At 45.3% G+C, this 22,475-nt stretch carries 20 protein-coding genes; 11 read left to right on the top strand and 9 right to left on the bottom strand.

Features of this window, described 5'->3' with window-relative positions; genetic code table 11:
• Nucleotides 1–95: 95 nt before the first annotated feature.
• The 3 genes from EO92_RS11045 to EO92_RS11035 form a co-directional block, all read right to left on the bottom strand.
• Nucleotides 96–3,524: a HEAT repeat domain-containing protein gene (locus EO92_RS11045; protein WP_048171594.1), complete on the bottom strand. Its 3,429-nt coding sequence runs from the start codon at nucleotides 3,522–3,524 to the stop codon at nucleotides 96–98.
• Nucleotides 3,525–3,609: 85 nt separating this feature from the next.
• A complete protein-coding gene (locus EO92_RS11040) occupies nucleotides 3,610–5,379 on the bottom strand; it encodes a chloride channel protein (protein WP_048171593.1) in 1,770 nt (589 codons plus the stop codon).
• 254 nt (nucleotides 5,380–5,633) lie between these two features.
• The gene (locus EO92_RS11035) at nucleotides 5,634–6,200 is read right to left on the bottom strand and encodes a flavodoxin family protein (RefSeq protein WP_048171591.1); all 567 of its coding nucleotides are present in this window, start codon (nucleotides 6,198–6,200) and stop codon (nucleotides 5,634–5,636) included.
• 257 nt (nucleotides 6,201–6,457) lie between these two features.
• On the opposite strand from EO92_RS11035, the gene pta reads away from it, so the two are divergent.
• From pta to EO92_RS16725, 8 genes are all read left to right on the top strand, one after another.
• A complete protein-coding gene (gene pta, locus EO92_RS11030; RefSeq protein WP_048132476.1) occupies nucleotides 6,458–7,459 on the top strand; it encodes a phosphate acetyltransferase in 1,002 nt (333 codons plus the stop codon).
• A gap of 105 nt (nucleotides 7,460–7,564) precedes the next feature.
• Entirely contained in the window at nucleotides 7,565–8,791 is a 1,227-nt protein-coding gene (locus tag EO92_RS11025) for an acetate kinase (protein ID WP_048132474.1), read from the top strand.
• A 289-nt stretch (nucleotides 8,792–9,080) separates the two neighbouring features.
• Nucleotides 9,081–9,833 carry an acetate--CoA ligase family protein gene (locus tag EO92_RS11020; RefSeq protein WP_048171588.1) on the top strand — a complete coding sequence of 251 codons (753 nt, stop codon included), beginning with the start codon at nucleotides 9,081–9,083 and terminating at the stop codon, nucleotides 9,831–9,833.
• A 409-nt stretch (nucleotides 9,834–10,242) separates the two neighbouring features.
• On the top strand, nucleotides 10,243–10,854 hold the full coding sequence (locus tag EO92_RS11015; protein ID WP_048171586.1) for a MarR family transcriptional regulator: 612 nt from the start codon (nucleotides 10,243–10,245) through the stop codon (nucleotides 10,852–10,854).
• Nucleotides 10,851–11,711: a hypothetical protein gene (locus EO92_RS11010; RefSeq protein WP_156165796.1), complete on the top strand. Its 861-nt coding sequence runs from the start codon at nucleotides 10,851–10,853 to the stop codon at nucleotides 11,709–11,711. Before EO92_RS11015 ends, EO92_RS11010 begins: the two co-directional genes overlap by 4 nt.
• Before the next feature lie 5 nt (nucleotides 11,712–11,716).
• Nucleotides 11,717–13,075, top strand: coding sequence for a HEAT repeat domain-containing protein (locus tag EO92_RS11005; protein WP_048171584.1), 1,359 nt, complete (start codon nucleotides 11,717–11,719; stop codon nucleotides 13,073–13,075).
• Between the two features lie 319 nt (nucleotides 13,076–13,394).
• Complete coding sequence (locus tag EO92_RS11000) at nucleotides 13,395–14,234, top strand: S-layer protein domain-containing protein (protein ID WP_048171582.1); 840 nt, start codon at nucleotides 13,395–13,397, stop codon at nucleotides 14,232–14,234.
• 176 nt (nucleotides 14,235–14,410) lie between these two features.
• Nucleotides 14,411–14,935, top strand: coding sequence for a transcriptional regulator (locus EO92_RS16725; RefSeq protein ID WP_052734341.1), 525 nt, complete (start codon nucleotides 14,411–14,413; stop codon nucleotides 14,933–14,935).
• 24 nt (nucleotides 14,936–14,959) lie between these two features.
• Here the strand turns inward: EO92_RS16725 and EO92_RS10990 are convergent, their stop codons facing one another.
• From EO92_RS10990 to EO92_RS10975, 4 genes are all read right to left on the bottom strand, one after another.
• Nucleotides 14,960–15,154 carry a ferredoxin family protein gene (locus tag EO92_RS10990; RefSeq protein ID WP_048138373.1) on the bottom strand — a complete coding sequence of 65 codons (195 nt, stop codon included), beginning with the start codon at nucleotides 15,152–15,154 and terminating at the stop codon, nucleotides 14,960–14,962.
• Nucleotides 15,155–15,183: 29 nt separating this feature from the next.
• Nucleotides 15,184–15,378 (bottom strand): ferredoxin family protein, encoded by a 195-nt coding sequence (locus tag EO92_RS10985; RefSeq protein ID WP_048163129.1) that lies wholly within the window; start codon nucleotides 15,376–15,378, stop codon nucleotides 15,184–15,186.
• An 80-nt stretch (nucleotides 15,379–15,458) separates the two neighbouring features.
• Nucleotides 15,459–15,755: an Hsp20/alpha crystallin family protein gene (locus tag EO92_RS10980; protein ID WP_048132462.1), complete on the bottom strand. Its 297-nt coding sequence runs from the start codon at nucleotides 15,753–15,755 to the stop codon at nucleotides 15,459–15,461.
• Between the two features lie 196 nt (nucleotides 15,756–15,951).
• Nucleotides 15,952–16,545: a uracil-DNA glycosylase family protein gene (locus EO92_RS10975; RefSeq protein ID WP_048132460.1), complete on the bottom strand. Its 594-nt coding sequence runs from the start codon at nucleotides 16,543–16,545 to the stop codon at nucleotides 15,952–15,954.
• A gap of 337 nt (nucleotides 16,546–16,882) precedes the next feature.
• Here EO92_RS10975 and EO92_RS10970 point away from each other — a divergent pair, with 337 nt between their 5' ends.
• The 3 genes from EO92_RS10970 to EO92_RS10960 all read left to right on the top strand — a co-directional run bounded on the left by EO92_RS10970 (nucleotide 16,883) and on the right by EO92_RS10960 (nucleotide 20,552).
• Entirely contained in the window at nucleotides 16,883–18,133 is a 1,251-nt protein-coding gene (locus tag EO92_RS10970; RefSeq protein WP_048171580.1) for a phosphoglycerate kinase, read from the top strand.
• Nucleotides 18,134–18,530: 397 nt separating this feature from the next.
• Nucleotides 18,531–19,130: a TIGR00296 family protein gene (locus EO92_RS10965; RefSeq protein ID WP_048171577.1), complete on the top strand. Its 600-nt coding sequence runs from the start codon at nucleotides 18,531–18,533 to the stop codon at nucleotides 19,128–19,130.
• Between the two features lie 180 nt (nucleotides 19,131–19,310).
• Nucleotides 19,311–20,552, top strand: coding sequence for an MFS transporter (locus EO92_RS10960; RefSeq protein WP_048163131.1), 1,242 nt, complete (start codon nucleotides 19,311–19,313; stop codon nucleotides 20,550–20,552).
• A gap of 356 nt (nucleotides 20,553–20,908) precedes the next feature.
• Here EO92_RS10960 and EO92_RS10955 read toward each other — a convergent pair whose 3' ends face one another.
• Nucleotides 20,909–21,367, bottom strand: a complete 459-nt coding sequence (locus EO92_RS10955; RefSeq protein WP_048171575.1) for an Hsp20/alpha crystallin family protein — start codon at nucleotides 21,365–21,367, stop codon at nucleotides 20,909–20,911.
• Between the two features lie 100 nt (nucleotides 21,368–21,467).
• Nucleotides 21,468–21,629 carry a hypothetical protein gene (locus tag EO92_RS17810; protein WP_156165795.1) on the bottom strand — a complete coding sequence of 54 codons (162 nt, stop codon included), beginning with the start codon at nucleotides 21,627–21,629 and terminating at the stop codon, nucleotides 21,468–21,470.
• Between the last annotated feature and the right edge of the window lie 846 nt (nucleotides 21,630–22,475).

The raw sequence follows: 22,475 nt of genomic DNA, 5'->3' as shown, positions 1-22,475 counted from the left end.
TCACCTGCGGGACGCAGGGTTGAGCTCGCGTGACTTGTCCTCAATAGAGGAAGGGATGACCCGAGAAGCCAGTCAGTCTTTAGCTGAGTGGTAGTTCACCAAACCTGATACATGTGAACCTGTCTTTGCTCCTTGAACAATATGACTTTTGATTTTTCCTCAGTTTCAAAGCTTTCCAGGATCTCAAAAGCGAGATTTGCTGCAAATTTATTTTCCGAGGCAAGTAAAGCCTGCAGCTGTGCTTTATCGGATTTTGTACAGATCTCACTGAGTGCGCATGCAGCCTCTGCTTTTACGAAACGGTTCCAGTCATAAAGCGTGTTGATGAGGGGTTCGATTGCTTTTTTCGGTTTTATCCTGCCCAGGGCTCTTGCCGCTGCCCACCTTGTAAAATCGTCAATGTCGGCAAGAGCATTTATTAGAGGGTCGACTGCTTTTTCGGCTTTAATCCGCCCCAGGGCTTCAGCAGCACCCCATCTGCCGTCATTGTTTTCATCAATCAGTGCCTCAATAAGCGGGTCAATGGTCTTTTCTGCTTTTATTTTCCCAAGGGCTCTTGCAGCTTCACTTCGCACAAAGCCAGCTTCATCGCAAAGGAGGACATCTATCAGGGGTTTGATGGCTTTTTTTGATTTTATCCGGCCAAGTGCCTCTACCGCAAGCCTTCGCACCATTTCGTCTTCGGACTTGAGGGCAGAGATCAGGGGCTCAATGGATTTTCTTGGATCCAGGTTCACAAGGGCTTCGGCTGCAAATCTCCTAACTTCCCCCTCTTTATCTTCAAGGGCATTTATCAGGGGTTTAAGGGCTCTTTCGGCTTCTTTTTCGGAACAGTTTCCGAGAGCTTTTGCGGCTTCTCTTCGCACAAACTCGTCCTCGTCTTCAAGAGCATCAATCAGCATGTCGAGAGCCCGGTCTGAGCTATCCTGCATCTGGTCCGACGCCCGGCCTGAGTTATCCGACATCCGGTCCAACACCCCGTCTGATTTTATCAGGCCGAGGGCCCTTATTGCCTCTTGCCTCACAAAGCTGTTTCCTGATTCAAATGTGCAGATGAGCGGTTCGAGGGTTTTTTCGAGTTTCAGCTGTCCAAGGGCCTTTGCCGCTCCTCTCCGGACGAAGCGGTTTTCATCTCCAAGTGCGAGGAGGAGTGGGGATACGGCTTTTCCGGATTCTATCATCCCAAGTGCCCTTGCTGCTTCTATTCGGACCGAATGGCTCTCGTCCCCGAGTAAGCTGATCAGGGGGTCAACTGCTCTTTTTGTCCCTATCTCTCCAAGGGCTTCAGCGGCTGCCTTTCTTACAAGCTCATCCTCATCAGAGAGCGCAGAAATCAGAGGGGCAATTGCTTTCTCAGCTCCTGTCATTCCGAGGGCTTTTGCTGCTTCCCTGCGGACAAAGTGGCTTTTATCCCCAAGTGCGCCGATGAAAATATCAGAACTTTTGTCCAGTTTTATTTTTCCAAGTTCTTTTGTCGCTATCCACCGCACAAACTCCTCTTCGTCTTCCAGGGCTTCTACGAGTATTCCGGCAGCTTTTTCCGATCTCATCTGGCCCAGGGTTTCTGCGGCTCCCAATCGAACAAAGTTATCCCCTTCCTGGAATGCCTTTATGAGAAGGTCAGCTGCGTTTTCGGGGTTTGCCCTGCCAAGAGCCCCTATGGCACCCCAGCGCACAAAATCATCTTTAGCCTTAAGGGCACCGACCAGGATTTCAAGCGCTCTTTCTGATTTTATCTGTGCCAGCGCTTCCGTAGCTTCCAGGCGGACAGCCCTTTCCTGATCCGCAAATGCGTTTGTGAGCAGTTCGGTTGCTCTCTCGGACCCGATAACTCCGAGAGCCTTTACAGCTTCCCTCCTTACCGAATAATCTCCGTCTCCAAGTGCGGCAGTGAGCGGGACAAGAGCCGCCTCTGATTTTGTTTCCCCAAGAATCCTCACCGCTTCTCTTCTCACACTTATCTCTTCATCGTGAAACGCTTCCGAAACCGCCTCAATCCCGCAGACTCCCAGGCTTCCGAGGCTCTGAATTGCCCTCAGTTTTTCCACTGTAAATTTACTATCAAGTTTCCTGGCAAGTAATGCACATAATTTTTCCTTTGTTTCGGGCCCGGCTTTCCCTGCACATTTTGAAGCAAGGCATAAATTCCCGCTTAAAATAATGGAATTTACCAGTTCTTCTCCGGACTCAACCAGTTCTGAGGTGAATATGATCACGTCTTCCCATTCAGGATGCCCAAATGTATCGGAGATCTCCATCCCGTTTTCAAAATATGTTTTCAACTTTAAGGCAGCAAAGTATTCCTGAAATGATTGGTGTATTCCTAATCTTATTTCGGAACCTTTTCTTCTCAGGAGCCCCAGCCCAAAGCACGCCTGAAGAAGTTTTCTTGCCTCTTTTTTGATGTATGAACCGTATCTGCCGGATGAATCATATTTTACATATTTCCCTGCCACTTCAAGGGCGTATTTGTATTTGCATGAAACCTTATTCACGCACTGGAGTTTGAAGGATAGGTCAGTAAGGATATTTTCAATTATTATCCTTTCCGAGTTCTCTTTTCCTGATTTCTCTTTTACCGAATTCTCTTTTACCGAATTCTCTTTTACCGAGTTCTCTTTTACCGAGTATACATTCTCGGCGCTGAGAATAGCTTCTTCCGCCGTAAAATCTCTAAAAAGCTCTGAAATGTAAGCTTCATAAATCTCCGCCCGGCTGGAAGGAAAAGAAGCCTCAACATTTTTTTCATTTTCTTTTATTCCCCTGCTGGTCCCTGCAATTTCGAGCCAGAGGGAAAGCATCAGGGGATTTCGAAGAACCGTATTTGAGTGGTTTCCTTTCAGGACAGCGGCTTTCAGGAAGTTTGCCTGTTCCTCATCCGGGATATGTTTCTCTATAAAGTCCCTTACCTTTTCATCAGTCATTTTTTCAAGTTCGCAAACCGCAAACCTGTTTCTTATGCTGCCGGAAAGCCGGGGTCTTGAGGCGAAAACATATCGGCAGTCTTCGTATTCCGAGATAAAATCGGAAATTTCCTCGTAGGGAGAGAAATTGTCGGAAGGCGTAAGCGTGTCTAGCCCGTCCAGAAGCAGCAGGGCTTTTCCTTCCAGCAGTTTCCTGAAATCAGGTCCTGAAATGCCTTTTTTCCCTGCGTTCCCTCTTAAATAATCGTAAAAAGAGCCTTTAACGTAGGAATCAAGTGCTGCGTAAATAGGAACAAAGCCTTCTTTTTTCTCGAGGCATTTTCTGGCACAGGCAGTACCCAGCCATCTAAGGGTCCATGTCTTTCCCGAGCCCGCTTCTCCGTAAACTATCAAATGTTTTTCTTTTTTTACAAATTGAAGGACTTCAAATTCGCGGGTCAGGCATACCTTTTCTTCAAAAAGTTGGCGGGTGATCGGTAATATTTCCCTTACCGAAAGTTCCGTGTAAAAATTACTGATTTCTTCTGTACTGTCTTCCAGAATTACGCCTTTCAGGTATTTTTCCAGTTCACCTTTTGAGATTCTCTCTGTTACAGGCATAAGGTCCCCACAATTTTAGTACGAATAGCTTCCAGTTTTCCGGTTCTATTCTTTTTGTCAGGGGACCTTTTTTAGTTTACTGCTTTTAGTCTGTATCCCGGACTTTTTCTACGACTTTCTTGTTGTACGAGTTTACTATGTCACTCCGGGTGATGAGGCCAAGGAGTTTTGTTTTGTCCTGGCGGTCCACAACGGGGAGCCTGCCTATTTGCTTTGAGGCAAGGCGTTTGAGGACAGCTTCAAGGGTTTCGTCGGGATAGGCGACTTCCACGTCCCTGGCGGAGATGTCCCCTATCTTTTTGTCGACTTCTCCGTACTTTACCTTGCTCCGGAGGTCTGAGAGTGTTACTATCCCTGAAAGTTTGCCTTTTGAATCAAGGACTGGAAAACCGGCGTGGCGGCTTGCCTGCATGAGGGCAATAAGGGTGCCTACATTCTTTTCTTCGGAGACGGTCTGGACATGTGTGACCATGGCATCTTTTACAAGCATGGAGACCATGATATCCACTTCCCGGCCTTTTCGGATCTTGAATCCTTTCCTGCGGAGCCCCTCCGTGAAAATGGACTCCGGATACAGGGCATTGGACATCACGTTGCTAAGCACACAGGCAAACATGAGAGGAAGGATGAGACTGTAATCCCTGGTGATCTCAAAAAGGATCAGGATGGCAGTAAGGGGGGCCCGGGCAGTCCCGGCAAAGACCGCGCCCATCCCAACCATAGCATAGGCCCCTGACTCTGCCGTCATCCCCGGAAAAAACAGGTTTGCGGCTGTCCCGAAGGCTCCCCCTAACATTGCACCTGTGAAAAGGGAGGGGACAATCGTCCCACCCGACCCTCCGGAACCCAGGCTCAGGGAAAAGGCGAGGATCTTCAGGAAGAGCAGGATCAGCAGGATATTGAAAGTAAACTGGTTGTTCAGGGCGTCCATAATCACATCATAGCCCATCCCCAGGACACGGGGGTAAAAAAGGCCGATTACACCTACTGCAAGCCCTCCCAGGGCAGGCTTGAAGACGGGATGAAGGGGGATTCCCGAGAAAAGATCTTTTGTGTAGTAAAGCGTCCGGATCAGGATTGTAGAGACGAGCCCTGCAAGGAGTCCGAGGACAAGGTAGAGCCCTAATTCTTTGTAGGGGCTGACCAGCTGGTAGGGAGATATCTGGATAGGTTTTATCCCGAAAACCGTGCTCGAGACAAGGGTTGCAAAGACTGAGGAGATAACTATCGGAATAAAGGTCTTGGTTTCAAGTTCCCCGTAAATTACCTCTACTACAAAGACCACACCTGCAAGCGGGGCGCTGAATGCAGCTGCAATCCCGCCGGCAGCCCCGCAGCCGAGAAGGATCTGGAGCTGCCTTTCCGGGCTTTTCAGGATTCTTCCCACAAGAGCGCCTGTCCCGGCTCCGGCAAGGACTCCCGGGGCTTCCTTTCCCAGGGCACCTCCCGAACTGATAGTGATTATTGAGGTAAAGACCTCCAGAAAAGCATCCTTGAGCTTTATCCTTGCTCCTCGGAGGGTTACGGTTTCTATAAGCCCTTCAACACCGTATTTCTGTTTTATCAGGAAGTGGGTGATTAACCCCACCAGCAGCCCTCCAAGGGCAGGCGTGAATATTACATAATAGAATGGAAGCTCGTGTAATGAGTATCCCTGCTGCATTCCAAAAAAAACGTTACTGTATTGGAGAATGCGATCATAAACTCCTATTACGAGCCCTGTCAGGAGCCCGATTATAATGGCAATTGAGTTGACCCTGGTAGTTTCGGTGTCAAACCGGCTGATGTACTCCATTAGCCTGGGGTATTCTTTGATGCTATGGAATCTGAATCTGGATTCTGGATCAACTTCCAAATGTTCGCGCCTCTTGGGGACTTTTTTTACGTGTCAAATATTTCCCTGAAATCTTCTTAAGCATAAAATAAATATTCGGATCTTCGGGTTTTATTCTGTTTGAAAGACCTTTGTTGTCCAAAGATTTCGAGCATTTATTTAAATGTATGTTTTCAAAATATTGCCCCAAGAGAGATCCAATCTTTTATTCAGGGAACTTTCATACTTTTCTTTTTATCTAACTTATTTTTTTAAATATGTTGCGGTTATTTTGTTTATTTTTTATAGATAAGTTCCAGGACATCACAGAGCTTTTTTGCAGTTTCGGAAACGGTTTGCATCCCGATGGTGTCCTCTTCTGCCGGGTTCCACGTAATTCCGCCGAAGTGGGCATTATCGCCGACCACAATCATCCCGTGAATATGCATCCAGTCGTGGATGGCCTGAATGGTCTTTTCCTGTCCTCCGTTTCTTGAGCCTCCAACTGAGAGAGCTGCCCCGACTTTATTTTTGAGTGCAAAGTTTTTGCGGCGAAGCAGGACACTCCTGTCAAAAAGGGCTTTGAGCTGAGCAGGATAATTTCCCATATATACGGGAGCTGCAACAATTATACCGTCTGCAACTCTCATTTTTTCATAAATTTCTTCCATACTGTCATCAATCACACAGAAATCATTATCTCTGCAAGCCCCGCACGCTTTGCAGGGGGCAACCTCCTCGTTTGAGATAAAAACGGTATCGGTTTCAAAATCCCTTTCTTTTGCAACCTCTAGAGCAGCTACGATCATTTTCTCACAGTTCTGGCCCTTTCGAGGGCTGCCTGAAATTCCTATAATTTTCATTGTAATCATTCCGGAATTCTTTTATATTAATTTGTCACTTATATTCAGTACTAATTGTTTTAAGTTACCTTACCTTTGCCGTAAAAATTATTTATATCTTCATATATTTTCGGGATAAATATTTACGTACTGATATATGTCTACAACCCAAAATATATATTTTTGATTTTTATATATCTCTCTATGCATTTTACGTAAATTTATATATCAAGACCCAGCTAATTTAAACTACTCCAATTATATAGGAGGTTGGTCGATTGGTAACATTTTTAGAAAAGATTAGTGAAAGAGCAAAGAAACTTAACAAGACAATCGCTTTACCCGAAACTGAAGATATCAGAACCCTCCAGGCAGCTGCCAAGATCCTTGAAAGAGGTATTGCAAAAGTTGTCCTTGTTGGTAATGAGGCCGATATTAAGGCGCTCGCAGGAGATCTGGATCTCTCAAATGCAAGAATTGTAGATCCTAAAACCTATGAGAAAAGAGATGAATACATTAATACTTTCTACGAGTTAAGAAAGCACAAAGGCATCACACTCGAAAGTGCAGCCGAAATTATGAGCGATTACGTTTACTTCGCTGTTATGATGGCCAAACTCGGGGAAGTAGACGGAGTAGTATCAGGCGCTGCCCACTCTTCTTCAGACACCCTCAGACCTGCGGTCCAGATCGTGAAAACAGCAAAGGGCGCAGCTCTTGCATCCGCTTTCTTCATAATCTCTGTGCCTGACTGTGAATATGGGTCCGACGGTACATTCCTTTTCGCTGACTCGGGCATGGTTGAAATGCCGAGTGTAGAAGACGTTGCAAACATTGCAGTTATTTCCGCAAAGACCTTCGAATTGCTGGTCCAGGACGTTCCAAAGGTTGCAATGCTCTCCTACTCCACCAAGGGAAGCGCCAAGAGCCCGCTGACTGAGGCGACAATAGCCGCTACAAAGCGTGCACAGGAACTTGCTCCTGACATCGCAATCGATGGTGAACTTCAGGTAGACGCAGCAATTGTTCCGAAAGTTGCCGCTTCAAAGGCTCCCGGAAGCCCTGTTGCAGGAAAGGCTAATGTCTTTATCTTCCCTGACCTGAACTGCGGAAACATAGCATACAAGATTGCTCAGAGACTTGCCAAAGCTGAAGCCTATGGCCCTATCACCCAGGGACTGGCAAAGCCAATTAATGACCTTTCCAGGGGCTGCAGTGACGAAGATATTGTCGGTGCCGTTGCAATTACCTGTGTCCAGGCTGCAGCGCAGGACAAATAATCGGAAACGTTTCTGAAGCGTTTTATTAACTTTCATATATAGTATTATTCTATCCGGAAACTCTAAATGTGATTGGAAATCAATGGATTGAACTGGGGTTTACACATGAAAGTACTGGTTATAAACGCAGGGAGTTCGTCTCTCAAATATCAATTAATTGATATGAAGAATGAGTCCGCTCTTGCAGTAGGTCTTTGCGAGAGGATAGGCATTGACAACTCGATCATCACCCAGAAGAGGTTTGACGGCAAGAAGCTGGAAAAACAGACTGACCTCCCTACCCACAAGACCGCCCTTGAGGAAGTAGTCAAGGCTCTTACCGACTCTGAATTCGGTGTCATCAAAGGCATGGACGAAATCAATGCAGTCGGGCACAGGGTTGTTCACGGTGGGGAAAAGTTCACAACTTCGGCTTTGATCGACGAGGGTGTAGAAAAGGCAATCAAGGACTGCTTTGAACTGGCGCCTCTTCACAACCCTCCAAACATGATGGGAATTTCTGCCTGTCAGGAGATCATGCCCAGCACCCCGATGGTTGCCGTCTTTGATACAGCATTCCACCAGACAATGCCGGCATATGCCTACATGTATGCTCTCCCGTACGAACTGTACGAGAAGCATGGGGTCAGGAAATATGGCTTCCACGGTACCTCCCACAAGTACGTTGCCGAAAGAGCTGCCCTTATGCTCGGAAAGCCTGCAGAAGAAACCAAGATCATCACCTGCCACCTTGGAAACGGCTCAAGCATTGCGGCTGTAGAAGGAGGAAAATCTGTTGAAACCAGCATGGGCTTTACTCCTCTCGAAGGGCTCGCAATGGGTACCAGGTGCGGTTCGATTGACCCGGCAGTAGTTCCCTTCGTTATGGAAAAAGAAGGCCTGACAACCAGGGAAATCGATACTCTTATGAACAAGAAGTCAGGTGTGCTTGGAGTTTCCGGGCTCAGCAACGACTTCAGAGACCTCGATGAAGCAGCTTCCCAGGGTAACAGGAGAGCTGAACTTGCCCTTGAAATTTTTGCATACAAGGTCAAGAAGTTCATAGGTGAATATTCAGCTGTGCTCAACGGTGCAGATGCAGTTGTCTTCACAGCAGGCATAGGAGAAAACAGCGCAAGCATCAGGAAGAGAATCCTCTCCGGCCTGGATGGTATTGGCATAACGCTCGATGAGGAAAAGAACAAAATCAGAGGCCAGGAAATCGATATCAGCACTCCGGATGCAACAGTAAGGGTCTTTGTTATCCCGACCAATGAAGAACTTGCAATTGCAAGGGAAACAAAGGAAATCTGTGAGACCGAAGTGAAGTTACGCAGCTCAGTACCTATCTGATTGTAAAGGGAAACTTTCCTTTACCTTTTTCCTTTTTTTATTCTGAGTTCCCCTTGCACTTTCTTAATATAACTCCACAGTCATTCACCTGCCTTTTTTAGCATCTCTGTTTTTATATATAGCAGCATCCTGAGGGGTTCACATCCTTGTAAATATAGATTTTTCTTGATACGATTAAAATAATCTCCCTTTAAGCTAACCTCAAAAACTCTTCATACAGCTGGTATACATTGTACTATCAAATATTTTGAGCATAAACCTACAATTATAACTGTCCTGAAGATGTCATATGATTATGAAGCAGGTAGATCTCATCTCTCCTGAGCCCGGGACAGACAGGGCTACAGCAGCTGGAATTCTTGAGGGTGCCAGAGAAAAAGGTCCGCATACACTGGGCATTGAATCCTTCGGCATCCTGAAAGCTTATGGCATCTCTACAGTGAAAACCGCTTTTGTACAGACTGAAGAGGAAGCCATTAAAGCTGCAGAGGAGATAGGTTATCCTCTTGTACTGAAGGTCATCTCTCCGCAGATTTCCCATAAATCTGATGTCGGAGGGATCAGGCTCTCCCTGCAAAACGGAGATGAGGTGAGGGCTGCCTACCGGGAAATGATTGAAAGCATCCCGAAGAAAAGGCCGGATGCATTTCTTGAAGGTGTCCAGCTGCAGCAAATGCTCTCCGGAGGAAAAGAAGTAATTATCGGGATGATCCGCGATCCCACTTTCGGGCCCATGTTGATGTTCGGGCTTGGCGGCGTTTATGTGGAAATCCTCAAGGACGTAAGGTTTGCCATTGCCCCGGTGAATGAAGATGAAGCCAGGGAGATGGTCACCGAAATCAAAACCTACCCTCTCCTTACCGGAGCCCGGGGCGCAAAGCCTTCGGATATTGATGCTCTGGTAGATACCATTTTAAGAGTTTCAAGGCTCGTCTGCGATTTTCCGGAAATCGAGGAATTTGAAATTAACCCCCTGATGGTTTTGGAAAAGGGAAAGGGAGCCCTGGCTGTGGACATGAGGCTTAAGTTGAAGAAAAATTAACACTTTGAAGGAAAAATTCTACTTTGAAATAAACTGGTAGTTTGAAGAAAAAAGGATGGAATTGATTACTTTTTTCAGGAGCAGTCTTTTTTCTCTTTATTTTCTTCTTAATCTCTCCATAACATGCCTGTTTTTCGGCTCTATTCATTTACCTGTATTTTCATCTGGCCTATTTGCCTGGTTCTTTGCCCCATTCATTTACTATTTCAGCCTATTCTCTGTCCCCTGCACGGCAGATCCTCTTATTTTTTAATATGCCATCTCAAATTACTTTTCGTTATCATCTGCCGGTGGTTTCAGAATTATGAGACGTCTCGGGTTCAGGTCAAACTAAAATTATAACATTTGTTTCGTACATAGTGAAGGTAGTAAATGAGGTGGTAGTATTACTCGGGAACGGAAAAGATTCATGCTGGCTGTGGGTATCCTGCTTCTTTCGAGCACTGTCGCCATCAACCTCCTGCTTGAAGACTCACCGGTGGTGATCCAGCTGGAAGGGGACACGTTCAAGGTTGTGGATATTCCGTATGTATATACTGTAAAAGAAGCGTATATTCTCCTTTTTTCCGGATTTTTGGGAGGGCTGGCGCTGGCTCAGGTTCTGCCGTCCCTGGGGGTTCAGAACTCTGTTTTTTCCGTAACGGACTCTGTGGCACAGGTAAAAGCTCTCAATATCACAGCAGAGGAAGCACCGGAGAAGATTTTAAAAGTCTCCCTTGAGAATGCCTCAGGCGAAGAATTCCAGCCTGCCAGGGCTAACATTGACCCTACGGATGTTCTTTTGCGGGCCCTTGAAGGAGATGAAAAGAAAGCTGTTGAACTGATTGCAGCAAAAGGAGGAAGGATTCTCCAGAATGAGCTTGTGAATTCCCTTGATTTTTCCAAAGCCAAGGTTTCCAGGGTCCTTATGAACCTGGAACGGAGGGGCATAATTACAAAGAAAAAGTACGGGCTTACCAACTGCATTTCGATTGCTGATGAGCTTAAGGATAGTACAGGGCCGAAGGGGGAAATTGAATGAAGAAGGGTACTCTGATCTCTATTTCAATTGCCTTATTTATCCTGGTTCTGGGGGTTTTATGGCAATATGGAAGCGAGACTGATGTGAAAATTGTTGATATGAATGCATCCCCTATTGAGGTTAGAGAATCAGGAAATCTAGACATAGTGCTTCAGAACAACGGTTCAAAACCTGTAGATGTGTGGCTTGAAGTTGAGAATACTTTTGTGGATAGTGATGGAGTGGCTCACCACAATTCAGGATTGATTATTTCCAATGATTCCGTGGACTCCTGGAATGCCGAATTTGTTTCGCTTGAAAAACCGATTCATCTTATGCCTGGAAACAATTCGGCCAGCGTATGGATCGGGTATGCTCTTCCCGGAGAATACCCGGTAAAGGTGAAGGTTGTGGAGAATAGCAGGACTCTTGATGAAGGCACATATATGGTAGAGATTCCTGCTCCCGAAATTCCTGAAAATCTTTCCCTTAAGCTGGAATATGAAATGGAAAGCAAGAATTCTTCTGATGTTTACAGAATCTACGGTTACATTATCAACAAAGGGTCAGGCTTTGAAGATAATGTCTCTACGAATCTGACAGTGATTGATGAGAAAACGGGGGAGGTGGTGTTTACATCTTCCGAGATTTATGGTGTGAGAGAGTATGATAAGACTCCTCTCTGGACCTGGCCGGATTATCCCTATGCAGTTGTGGAAATAGCACATGGAGAGCCTTCCGGAGAATCCTATATGCCCGTTAAGAATGTGGTGATTGGTGGAAGCGATGATCGTTTCCGGATTAATGTAACTTCTACATGGCAGGGTAGGGCGGTTTCTGCTGAGTTGTTACTTCCTCCGGGAGAGGAGAGCAGGTGATGCGTATGATAAAGCGACGTGAACTTTTTAACAGCAGACATGCAAAACTTTTGCTCCTCTTTATTTTATTTTCCGGAATCTGTGCAGGTTGTCTTGGCCAGGACCCTCTCGAGGTTAGGGTGGAGAAACTGACCCGAAGTCTTGGGAACGAGGACATGAATGTAAGTTATGCTTCGGCTTATGCGCTTATCGATATAGGGGAACCTTCGGTGGATTCTCTCATAAAGGCTTTAAAAGACGATGACCCGCAGGTGCGCAGCCTTGCTGCCTTTTCCCTTGGAAGGATAGGAGAACCAGGGTCTTCAAAAGCTCTTATTAAAGCTCTTGAAGACCCTGAGCCTGAAGTCCGTATGAATTCGGCTGAGGCCCTCGGAGAGCTGAAAGCTCAGGAAGCCACAGAACCGCTTATTAAGCTTCTTGATGACGATTACGATGAAGTGCGCAGTAAAACCGTATTTGCTCTGGGAACCATAGGAGACCCGAAAGCCGCTGCACCTCTTATAGAGCTGTTTGGCGACAGCGAACTCGGGGGTTCCGCGGCAAATGCCGTGGGGAACTTAGGGAATGAAGAGGCTGTAAAAATACTTCTTGAACTGCTGGATAGCAGGGACCCGGATATCCGTATAAACAGCGTTTGTGCCCTTGGGCAGATCCAGGATCCTTATTCTGTTCCCTACCTGATTGAAATGCTGGATGATAGGGTTCCGGAGGTTAGAGGGGAAGCTGCTCGCGCTCTGGGTTACTTTAAAGAACCTGAAGAAATTGCCCGGACAGAACAGCCTCTTATCGATGCTCTCGAAGACGATGAGTTTGAAGTACAGAAAGCTGCTGCCTACTCCCTTGGAGATATTGGAAGTAAAGAAGCTATACCCTTCATTGCAACATTCCTTCAAGCTGAAGATCCGGCTCTCCACCGTGTTGCTATCTATGCCCTGGGAAGGTATAAAGATCCCGACGCAGCAGTCGCTCTTATTGACGCCCTTGATGATGAGAGCGGGCATGTAAGAGTGGAAATTGTTCATTCACTTACCGAAATTGGAGACCTTCAAGCAGTTGATCCCTTTATTTCTTTACTTGGAGATGAACATCATGAAATAAGGCAAAGTGCTGCAGGGGGTCTTGGAAGACTTGGGGATAAAAGAGCCGTTGGCCCTCTCCTTAAAGCTCTTGAGACCGAAAGGGACAGGGATGTCCGGAATGCTGAAGTCCGGGCTCTTGGGGAACTTGGAGGACCTGAAGCTGCCGAAGGTTTGCGCCGGATCAGCACCGATATGGAAGAATACGGGTACGTGAGGACTGCCGCAGAGGAAGCACTCGGAAAAATAGAGGGAGGTGGGGAGGCGAATGTCTCCTCTACTTCTTGATTTGATTGTTTGGATTATGAAAATCTGAATAACACGAAGCAAGTTTCGGAGCGAAATCATTTCAAGATAAAATCAATCCCTAAAATACCTCAAATACACATCAAATACCACTGAATATAAAGAAACAGGCAAACAGTTTCCTTACTTCACGTTTATATTAGTCTAGCAATATTTCCAAAAGTTTGGGGTTCTGGAGAGAACTTAAAAATTCCAGGTTTTTGATCGTTAGCAGTCAAATGTTAGCGGAAGCCATGCTAGATATTTGAAAATCCCAACAAAATCTGAAATGTTTTGTAAATAATACGGAGGAATGAACAAAATGAAGATATATACAGCAGTTTCACTGGCTGCTCTTGCTGTCTTAATTGCAGTTGCATCAGGAACCGCAAGTGCAGCAGATAATGTTAGCAATGGGACCACTATTTGTAACGTTGTCGCTATCGATTCTGAATGCAATAACTGGTCAAATGAACAGTATCCAGTAATCAATTTATTTGGAGAAGAATATGTCCCACTGTTCTCCAGGGATGATGATATCCGGGACTCTCACGTGAATAAGCTTGCCACTTTGGTTCTTGACAGTAATGAAACGCACACTCTCAAACCCGGTGAAAGTGTCGACCTTGGCAATGGTTATGCTCTCGAGGTCAGGGAGATCGATATTGATGGTGAGAATGTCTGGCTTGAACTCACCAGGGGCGGACAACATGTTGCAAATAAAACGGTCTCAATCGATACTGATGAAAACCAGACATGGACTGTTACCCTTGACAATGTTCAGGGTGAAAACAATGTTGTTGTCATGAAAGTCCATGTCAAACAGTTATTCGTGGGTACAGAAACCAGCATCGTTTGGATCGACGGGATCTGGCTTATTGACTCTGCAAATGCCAGAACCCTCAGTATAGGGGACAAAATAGGAGAAGTTACACTTGAGAAAATCGTCCGCGGAGTAGACGAATCTAATCTCGGAGGTCTTGTTTTCAAGAATGCTTCCGTTGCTGATAATGCTTCCGTTGCTGATAATGCTTCCGTTGCTGATTTCTCTGCATCCCCCTCTCCGGAAAAGGGACTGGTTAAGTTCACTGACAAAAGTACAGTATCGCCCATTTCATGGTACCGGAACTTTTGGAGATCCATCACTATGAAAAATAAATGAACATTTTAATTGTAAGGGTTGCAGATGTTCGGGCTCTGGGAGATATGTGAGGGCCTGAAGCTCCAGAATAAGTCGGGAAATAAGAGAAGGAATAAGAATAAGGAGATTATAATGCTTTTGAGTTCTTTGGTTTTTGAGTTATTTGCTTCCGGGAACTGGAAAGGAGGTCGAAAGGTTTGGAGATAACTGAGGATTTAGTTCCCGTACCTGTCCTGTCGCTGCCGGACGAGGTGTCTCTGCTTGCAAGGACTCTTTCAAGGACCCTTCCTATGCAAATCCTTAAACAGCTTCAGAAAAAACAGATGTCTGCAGGCGAACTTGCATCAGAACTTGGGCTCCGCCTGAATACACTGACATACAACCTTGCCGTGCTGGAAAAGGTTGGCCTGATAAAGGTCAGGCAGGTAAAATGGAGCTGTAAAGGCCGTGAAGTTAAAATCTATGCCCCGGCGGAGCAGCCAGTTTTGCTGGTGCCCCGGGCAAATAGAGATAGAGACCCTTTAGTCCTGGATAGTCTGGAAAAAACTCTGGAAAACTGCCGGGCAAATCTTTTTGGCCAGGCAGTTGCCCTTTCGGAGGGCTCAGGAATAAATGAGGAGTGCGTATCCTCCGACAAAAAGCACAATGATCAGGAAGCTCTCCCAGCTTATGCCCGCTATGCCGTGCTTTTCCCCGTCAAGGAAGCCCATGACCAGGATTAATTGGGTCTTACTTCCCCAAACTTTTTAATCCTCTACCAGCTCTATTGCGTCGGTAGGGCAGACCTGTATGCACTGCTCGCACTCTATGCAGTCCTCAGGACGTGCCACTACTGCTCTTTTTCCTTCTTCTGTCTCTTTTGCATCAAACACGTCCACAGGGCAGACATCATAGCATTCGAGTGAGCCTACACATTTGTCGTAGTCAATTCTGGGATACACTCTTTTCACCACCTTTTTGGGATTTGAATTCAGCCCTCAACAAGTTCGATAGCGTCTGCCGGACAGGCTTCCACACACTGCTCGCACTCTATACAATTTTCCTTGCTGGCTACTACTGCTTTTTTTACTTCATCTATCATTTCAATATCAAAAACTTCCGCAGGACAAACTTCATAGCAAGCAAGAGCTCCGGTACATTTGTTATAATCAATTACTGGATACATCTTTCCTCCATCTTATCAGTCCCTGAAATAAGGCATTTCAACTTCCAGTGCTGGCGTTAACCTTATTACTCTTCAGTTTTTCACTGAATTTTGATATCCACTGTTTCTACGGCTTCCCTATAAGGTACTGTCACATACAGTTTGCCGTTAAGATACTTTGCAACAGCTTTCTCAGGGACAATCCCGCAGCAGAATGCGTAAGTTCCGGCGTATTCAACTCCGGTCTCTTCTCTTTTTGCTCTTATGAAAAAGCCGTCCTCAACCATCTTCAATTCGATGCTCTCTTTCTTGACTCCCGGCAGATCAATTTCGATGTCCAGGTTTCCCTGGTCATCTGAACATGAAAACACATCCGGTGACATTTTCACCATTGACATACTCCCCCCTCCTGATGTATTATATAAAAAGTCCAAATAATAATAGCTGGATCGTTTTATTTATAATTTATGAATTAAAAAATGGCACCTCAGTTTCCTGAAGCCCAATTCTTAATTATTTCTCCGAGGGCCGTTTTCCCTGGCTGTTTTCCCTGGCTGTTTTCCCTGGCTGGATATTCGTAAGTTTCTGTCTTTTTTACTGCCACAGATCCCTGTTTTTATCTATAAAAGCCCTCTGAACTTCTATTTTCGAAGCTGTGTAAATCAGCGCTGCAGGGTGGTAGAGTTTCAGGATCATTCTTCCTTCGTGTTCTACAGGGACCCCCCATTCCAGTTTTCTTTCGGGGCAGTAGGACTTCTCAGCTGTGTTGCCGAGGAGAATTATGATCTCGGGGTCAAGCAGGGTTATCTGGGCAGCAAGGAAGGGTTTGCAGCATTCTATTTCACTCGCCGTTGGGTTTCTGTTTTCCGGAGGGCGGCATTTGACAGTATTTACCACCGTCCAGTCCGTTTCAGTAAGCCCCATGTATTCTATCATTTTATCCAGCTTTTTTCCTGCCCTTCCGCAGAATGGAATCCCGGTTTCATTCTCGTTTTTTCCCGGTGCCTCTCCTATGAAGAGTACTTTCGGATTGCAGGACCCCTTTCCTATTACTCTTTTGATTGCATTTTTATGGAGCTGGCATCGTGTACAGGCGGTTATTTCCCTGCCAATAGCGGCATACCCGGCTTCCACCAGTTTTCGAACTCTCTCTTCAAAATTCCCACAGTCTTCTTCCTCTGCTGCCATAACTTTGTCTCCTTCATTTTTCCTTGTTATCCTGAGAGTACAGCTTTTTCCTGAAACCGGTACTTAATCAATAGCTTTTTTCTTCCGGTGTTAGCTGCCTTTTCCTCTTGTATTAATTGTTTTCTTCTCTTGAATTAATTGCCTTTTTTTCTTGTATTTCATATAAAAATAGTAATACATCTCTTGAGGTACATCTCTTGAGGCGTGAACGGGAACAAACTTATTTATGGAAAAAATTCCATGACAAAGATAACCAATACTGAAAGAATAAGATTCTCTAAAATATTATATTTTAAGTTTTATTCTCCTATCTATATAAAATTTTGTTTACAAAGGTGTGCTGAGGGTAATGACTTCCAGAAACTTTCTTACGATCGATGATTTTGACATAAGCGGAAAGACGATTCTTGTAAGGGTCGACATGAACTCTCCTATGGATACCCAGGGCCACATTCTGGATGATATGAGAATCCGGAGCCATATTGCGACCTTGAAAGACCTTGAAAGCGCAAAAGTTGTTCTGCTTGCGCACCAGAGCAGGCCCGGAAAAAAAGATTTCACTACGATGAAACCTCACGCTCACCTGCTGTCCAGATATCTTGGCAGGCAAGTTACTTACGTGGATGACATTTTCGGGACATTTGCAAAAACCCAGATTGCCTCTATGGAAAATGGGGACGTTATCATGCTCGAAAACGTCCGGTTTTATTCAGAAGAAAGTCTTGAAAGAACGACCGCAGAGCAGGCCAATACCTATATGGTTAAAAAACTGTCACCTTTTGTCGATATTTTCCTGAATGATGCATTTGCAGTATCCCACAGGTCCCATCTCTCTGTTGTCGGATTTACCGAGGTCCTTCCATCGGGAGCTGGCAGAGTAATGGAAAAAGAACTCACGTCTCTGGACAGAGGGGTCAAAGGAGGGGAACGGCCAAGCATTTTCGTGCTGGGTGGGGCAAAGGTGGACGACTCCCTTAGAGTGACTGAAAACGTCCTCACAAATGGAGGGGCTGACAGAGTGCTTCTTACCGGAGTGGTTGCAAATGTTGGGCTTGCTGCCTCAGGAGTAAACATCGGAAAAGCAAATATGGATTTCATCAAATCTCAGGGCTATGAAGACCAGATTGAAAAGGCGAGAGGCTTGCTTGCGAAGTTCGAAGACCGGATTGGCCTTCCAAAGGATGTAGCCTTAAACGACGACAAGAAGCGCGTCGAAGTTCATATCTCTGAGCTTAACTCCAATTCTCTGCCCATTAACGATATAGGGCTCGAAACTATTGTGGAGTTCACAAATGAAATTCAGAACGCCAAAACCGTTGTCTTAAATGGCCCTGCAGGAGTTTCCGAGATCGATTCTTTTGCCCTCGGGACCCATGAAATTATAAAAGCTGCTGTTAAATCCGATTTCTCAATCATTGGTGGGGGACACATCTCGGTTGAAGTTTCACACCTCGGTCTGGAACACCGCTTCTCACATATCAGCACAGGTGGAGGAGCCTGCATCGATTATCTTGCAGGGGAAAAGCTGCCCGGAGTCGAGGCTCTGAAGGCTGCCTACAATAAATATCAGGAAGCTAAAAATTTTTAAGGTTTTGTTTCCTGCGAGTTCCGGCAGTAAGAAAGGATTTCTGTCTGTCATTTTCTGCCGGGATTTTCTGATTTTTCTTTTCATTAATTATTTTTCATTCTTATTTTGCTTTTTTCTCATTCTTCTTTCAATTTTTTTCCAATCCTGTTTTCATTATTTTTCCAATTTTTTCCATTCTTCCTTCAATTTATTTTCCAATCCCTTTTTTCATTATCTTTCCCTTTTCAGGACTCCATACAATGCCGGAAATGTACTTTAATCAGTTCCAATAACATACTGTTATACCAGTTTCCATACATACCATCATACTAACCAGTGGTTGACATTACTGGCTGGTATTCACAGCTTAAACGCATAATTAACAGGTTAAACGCAGTTTACAGGTGTTGGTTCAAGCATGCTTACAGAAACAGAAGGTAGGGTTGCAGTCAAGCTTGCAAGAAAAACAATTGAAACATTTTTATCGGAGGGCAGGCTTCCCGGGCCGCAGGAGTCAGGCATTGATCTTTCTCCGGTCTTTGGGGAGAATAGGGGCGTTTTTGTCACACTGACGGAAGATGGGCTTTTAAGGGGCTGTATAGGACATCCTTATCCTGACTCAAGCCTTAAGGAAGCAATTCTGGACTCCGCAGTCTCTGCGGCAACCCGGGACCCGCGCTTTCCCCCGGTCGAGAAGGAGGAGCTGGACAGCATAGTCGTTGAGGTTACGATACTGACTCAACCTGAAAAGATCAATGTAGCTCCAAAGGACCTCCCGGATAATGTGGAGATCGGCAAGCACGGGCTCATCGTGAAACAGGGCTACTATCAGGGGCTGCTGCTTCCTCAGGTCGCTCCTGAGAACAATATGGATCCTATCGACTTCCTGAGCCATACCTGCATGAAAGCCGGCCTTTCTCCGGATGCCTGGGTTAAAGGAGCAGAGGTATATCGTTTCGAGGGGCAGATCTTCAAGGAAACGGAACCTGGAGGCGAAGTCATAGAGGAGAAGTTTTGAGGCTTCTGAGAGCCTCCTCATTTTTGAGACCCATACAAGGCTGGGTGTCCACCGTTATTTACTACTCATTTTCATATTTTCTTTATCACGTCCGAGTAAAACGATTTCAACATCGTTTTATATTGTAAGATCTTTTTTATTTTTTGGATATAACTCACTTTTAAGTTAAGTTGAGCAAACATGAATACCTGTAACCTGCAGAAAAATTCGTTTCCGGAATGTTCCGGTAATATTAATCCTGAGCTCTATGTTCTCTCTCTGTCCCGGTTTTGCGAAGACCTGGGGTCCGGGATGCTGGTTGCTCTGATTCCTTTATATATCTCTGACCTTGGGGTATCCTTTTTTTCCGGGCTTCCCCTTGTTGCCAGGGCAGGGCTTGTAATGACGGTTTTCGGGCTTTTCAGCGCCCTTACGCAGCCCCTTATGGGCAGGCTCTCGGACAGGCTTAACTGCAGGAGGCCTTTCATCCTCTTCGGGCTGATAGGGTATACCTTCTTTTCTTTCTTTTACTCGCAGGTAACAAGCTATGAGCAATTGCTCTTTATCCGGCTGCTGCAGGGGATTACCGTAGGGGCGACCATACCTGCGGTTATCGCAATGGTTACGCATATCTCGACCTCTGAGACCAGGGGAAAAGCCGTAGGAGTCTATACAACCATCAGAGGGGTCGGCTTCGGGCTCGGGCCCGTTGTTGGGGGAGCAATAGCCAGATACTGGGGTTTTGATGCCGGATTTTACTCCTGTGCCCTGCTTGGATTGGTAAGCCTGGTTCTTGTGACCTTTTTCGTAAAAGAAACCAGAGGCTCTCCTGAACCGGTTTCCGAAAACAAAAGCGGCAAAAAAAGCTATGCTTCAGTTTATTCCCTTGCAGGCGCCATGCTAATGATGATGGTTGGGATAATGATGGTAGTTGCCCTTATCCCGGAGTACGAGATCAGGCTCGAAGCATCCGAGCTTTCCCTGGGAGTTGCGGTTTCAGCCTACATTTTCGCAAGGCTGCTTTTCCAGGCTCCTCTCGGCAGCCTCTCGGACAGGATTGGCAGGAAAAAACTTATCGTTGGCGGCCTTTTCCTGAGTGTCCCGCTGGTTGTCGGGATGGGCTATATAACAAGCATAAACCAGCTCATCTTTTTCCGGGCTTTTCAGGGGCTGCTTGTAGCTTCAATAGACACGCCTGCAATGGCGCTTGCAGCCGATCTCTCGGACGGCTCTTCTTTAAGCTCAAGGCTCAGCATCATAACAACTGCCCAGGCAGCAGGAATGGCTTTCGGCCCTATCTTCGGAGGCTTCCTTGCAGGATATGTGACTTTTGTAACACCCTTTTACGCCTGCGCCCTGCTAATGCTTCTGGCTGGCTTTTTGGTAATCAAAAAAGTAGAAGAGCCTGCAAAAGAACCTGTAAAAGAAGGACACCCCGGATAAAAATTCGGGGTTATTTAAATAAATGTTTGAATACAGTTTTAGAAACAGTTTGACACAGTTTGACACAGTTTTAAAAAAGGCTGATTCTTAACTTATGGATGATTCTTAATTTTTCGTTTTTATGGAACCTGCAGGCTTATATGAATCGAGTTGTATGCATCAGTCCGTCTGCAGGTTCTTTCTAAGAGACAGTTTTGAAGGATGGAGGTTACCTTTTTTAGTTTTTCAGTCTAACTTCAGGATATGGCAGCTCTGAACAGAATCCGTTTTACCGGTTTATTCAATCTGAGGTTTATTCAATCTGAGGTTTATTCAATCTGAGGTTTATTCAATCTGAGGTTTATTCAATCTGAGGTTTATTCAATCTGAATTCTTCTTCCGGTCACGGGCTTTGTTTTTGGCAGGGTAACTGTTAAGACGCCGTTTTTGAGTTGGGCAGTTGCCCCTTCTTCGGTTACGCCTTCCGGAAGAGGAATTTCACGGTAGTAGCGCATGAAAGACCGCTCTTTTCTGAGGTAGCCTTCTTTTTCGGTTTCCTCTTCTTTTCCTTTCGCTGCACTGATTACAAGGAAATTGTCCCTCAGGCTTAGCTCGACATTTTCTCTGTCAGTGCCCGGCAGGTCTGTTGTAACAATTACCCTGTTATCTTCTTCTGCCACATCGGTCAGTGGGGATAAGGTCTCGCTTACGTACCTATTTTCCAGTGCAGGAAAAGTTCTTAACATCTGTTCCATATGTTCCTGCATTCTTCTTATCTCATCAAACGGGTCCCAGCTGTACACGTCACGGGATGGTCTCTTTATTGGCAGTTTCATGTACAAATTCCTCCTTACTTGACTCCAGGTTATCTTCAGATCCCAGTTCCGCTGGTCTCTTTTCGGATTTCCCGGTTTTGTATATTTCTTATTTAATATCTTATTTCAGTTGGCTGATGACCTTCAGCTTGATCTGTAAGTGGTTCTGGAGGTGTTGAACAGTTCCTATCCTTTCTTCGCAGGAAGCTGTCTGAAAGACGTGGAAACCCTGCCAGGGGTGGAAATTTGAGAGTGGAGTTTTTGTTTTGTTCGCTCTGTCCATGTCTCTCAGGATAGATGAGAGTTTCAGGTTCTCATCCTCTTTCTCGCGGAGGGAATAAATCCGTTTTTAAAGGTGATACAGGTTCACCTTTTGTCTGTTCTCAGGTCTCTGTTTACAGGTCTTTGAGAGGGTAACTGATGATCTTGTCCTACAGTTAATATGTTGAAGTTACTGTGGGGTGGGTATTGTTACTCAGTTACTATCCTTTAGTTAGTACTCATCATATTTATATTTTTCGTTCCCTTGCGCTTTGCCTGTAAAATAGGCCAAAAACAGCGATTTGCTGGGTATGAGGGGTATTTTTCGGGTATTGAGGGTATTTTTAAGGTATCAGGTCAACTTTTTGGGTAAGCGATCATTTTCGTCATCTTGCGTCGTATTGTTAACCCATCTAAAAAAATCGTTTGCAGTTGACGGTTCAGGAAATTGACGGCAGATTGCAAACCGTGAAAATTAAAGGCTTTTGTTCCAGGGTATTTTCTGGGTAAATGACCTAATTCTTAGGTAAACATCTAATTTTCAGGTAGGCGTATGAATTTTCAGGTAATGGAAATTCTCCAAATGGAAACAAGCTGCAGGCAATCATATGCTTACCCATAAAATCCCCCAAAAATGGCTATTTTTAAGGTAAATAGGGTATTTTACAGGTAAATAGCTGATTTTTTGGGTATCGGTATGATTTTCTGGGTGTAAAACAAAGATCATTATCATGTAGACCTGTGGATGGAACTGACTTTCCGCAGATGTCTCTGTAATTTTGATATTTTTCAGAACACCAATCATTTACCGCGATACTTATCACTAAATTTTAATTTTGTAATATTTCTGTCTCTTATACACATCTCC

This window comes from Methanosarcina sp. 2.H.A.1B.4, assembly GCF_000979385.1.
Taxonomy (GTDB): Archaea; Halobacteriota; Methanosarcinia; order Methanosarcinales; family Methanosarcinaceae; genus Methanosarcina.
The sequence above is the reverse complement of the archived record's forward strand: the minus strand, read 5'-3'. Positions and strand labels throughout refer to the sequence as shown.

Excerpts from the sequence above, each read along its gene's own strand:
- EO92_RS11045 (WP_048171594.1), bottom strand. The coding sequence starts at position 3,524 with ATGCCTGTAACAGAGAGAATCTCAAAAGGTGAACTGGAAAAATACCTG.
- EO92_RS11035 (WP_048171591.1), bottom strand. The coding sequence starts at position 6,200 with ATGAAAATTATAGGAATTTCAGGCAGCCCTCGAAAGGGCCAGAACTGT.
- EO92_RS11025 (WP_048132474.1), top strand. The coding sequence starts at position 7,565 with ATGAAAGTACTGGTTATAAACGCAGGGAGTTCGTCTCTCAAATATCAA.
- EO92_RS11020 (WP_048171588.1), top strand. The coding sequence starts at position 9,081 with ATGATTATGAAGCAGGTAGATCTCATCTCTCCTGAGCCCGGGACAGAC.
- EO92_RS11015 (WP_048171586.1), top strand. The coding sequence starts at position 10,243 with ATGCTGGCTGTGGGTATCCTGCTTCTTTCGAGCACTGTCGCCATCAAC.
- EO92_RS11010 (WP_156165796.1), top strand. The coding sequence starts at position 10,851 with ATGAAGAAGGGTACTCTGATCTCTATTTCAATTGCCTTATTTATCCTG.
- EO92_RS11005 (WP_048171584.1), top strand. The coding sequence starts at position 11,717 with ATGATAAAGCGACGTGAACTTTTTAACAGCAGACATGCAAAACTTTTG.
- EO92_RS11000 (WP_048171582.1), top strand. The coding sequence starts at position 13,395 with ATGAAGATATATACAGCAGTTTCACTGGCTGCTCTTGCTGTCTTAATT.
- EO92_RS10985 (WP_048163129.1), bottom strand. The coding sequence starts at position 15,378 with ATGTATCCAGTAATTGATTATAACAAATGTACCGGAGCTCTTGCTTGC.
- EO92_RS10980 (WP_048132462.1), bottom strand. The coding sequence starts at position 15,755 with ATGTCAATGGTGAAAATGTCACCGGATGTGTTTTCATGTTCAGATGAC.
- EO92_RS10975 (WP_048132460.1), bottom strand. The coding sequence starts at position 16,545 with ATGGCAGCAGAGGAAGAAGACTGTGGGAATTTTGAAGAGAGAGTTCGA.
- EO92_RS10965 (WP_048171577.1), top strand. The coding sequence starts at position 18,531 with ATGCTTACAGAAACAGAAGGTAGGGTTGCAGTCAAGCTTGCAAGAAAA.
- EO92_RS10960 (WP_048163131.1), top strand. The coding sequence starts at position 19,311 with ATGAATACCTGTAACCTGCAGAAAAATTCGTTTCCGGAATGTTCCGGT.
- EO92_RS10955 (WP_048171575.1), bottom strand. The coding sequence starts at position 21,367 with ATGAAACTGCCAATAAAGAGACCATCCCGTGACGTGTACAGCTGGGAC.
- EO92_RS17810 (WP_156165795.1), bottom strand. The coding sequence starts at position 21,629 with ATGGACAGAGCGAACAAAACAAAAACTCCACTCTCAAATTTCCACCCC.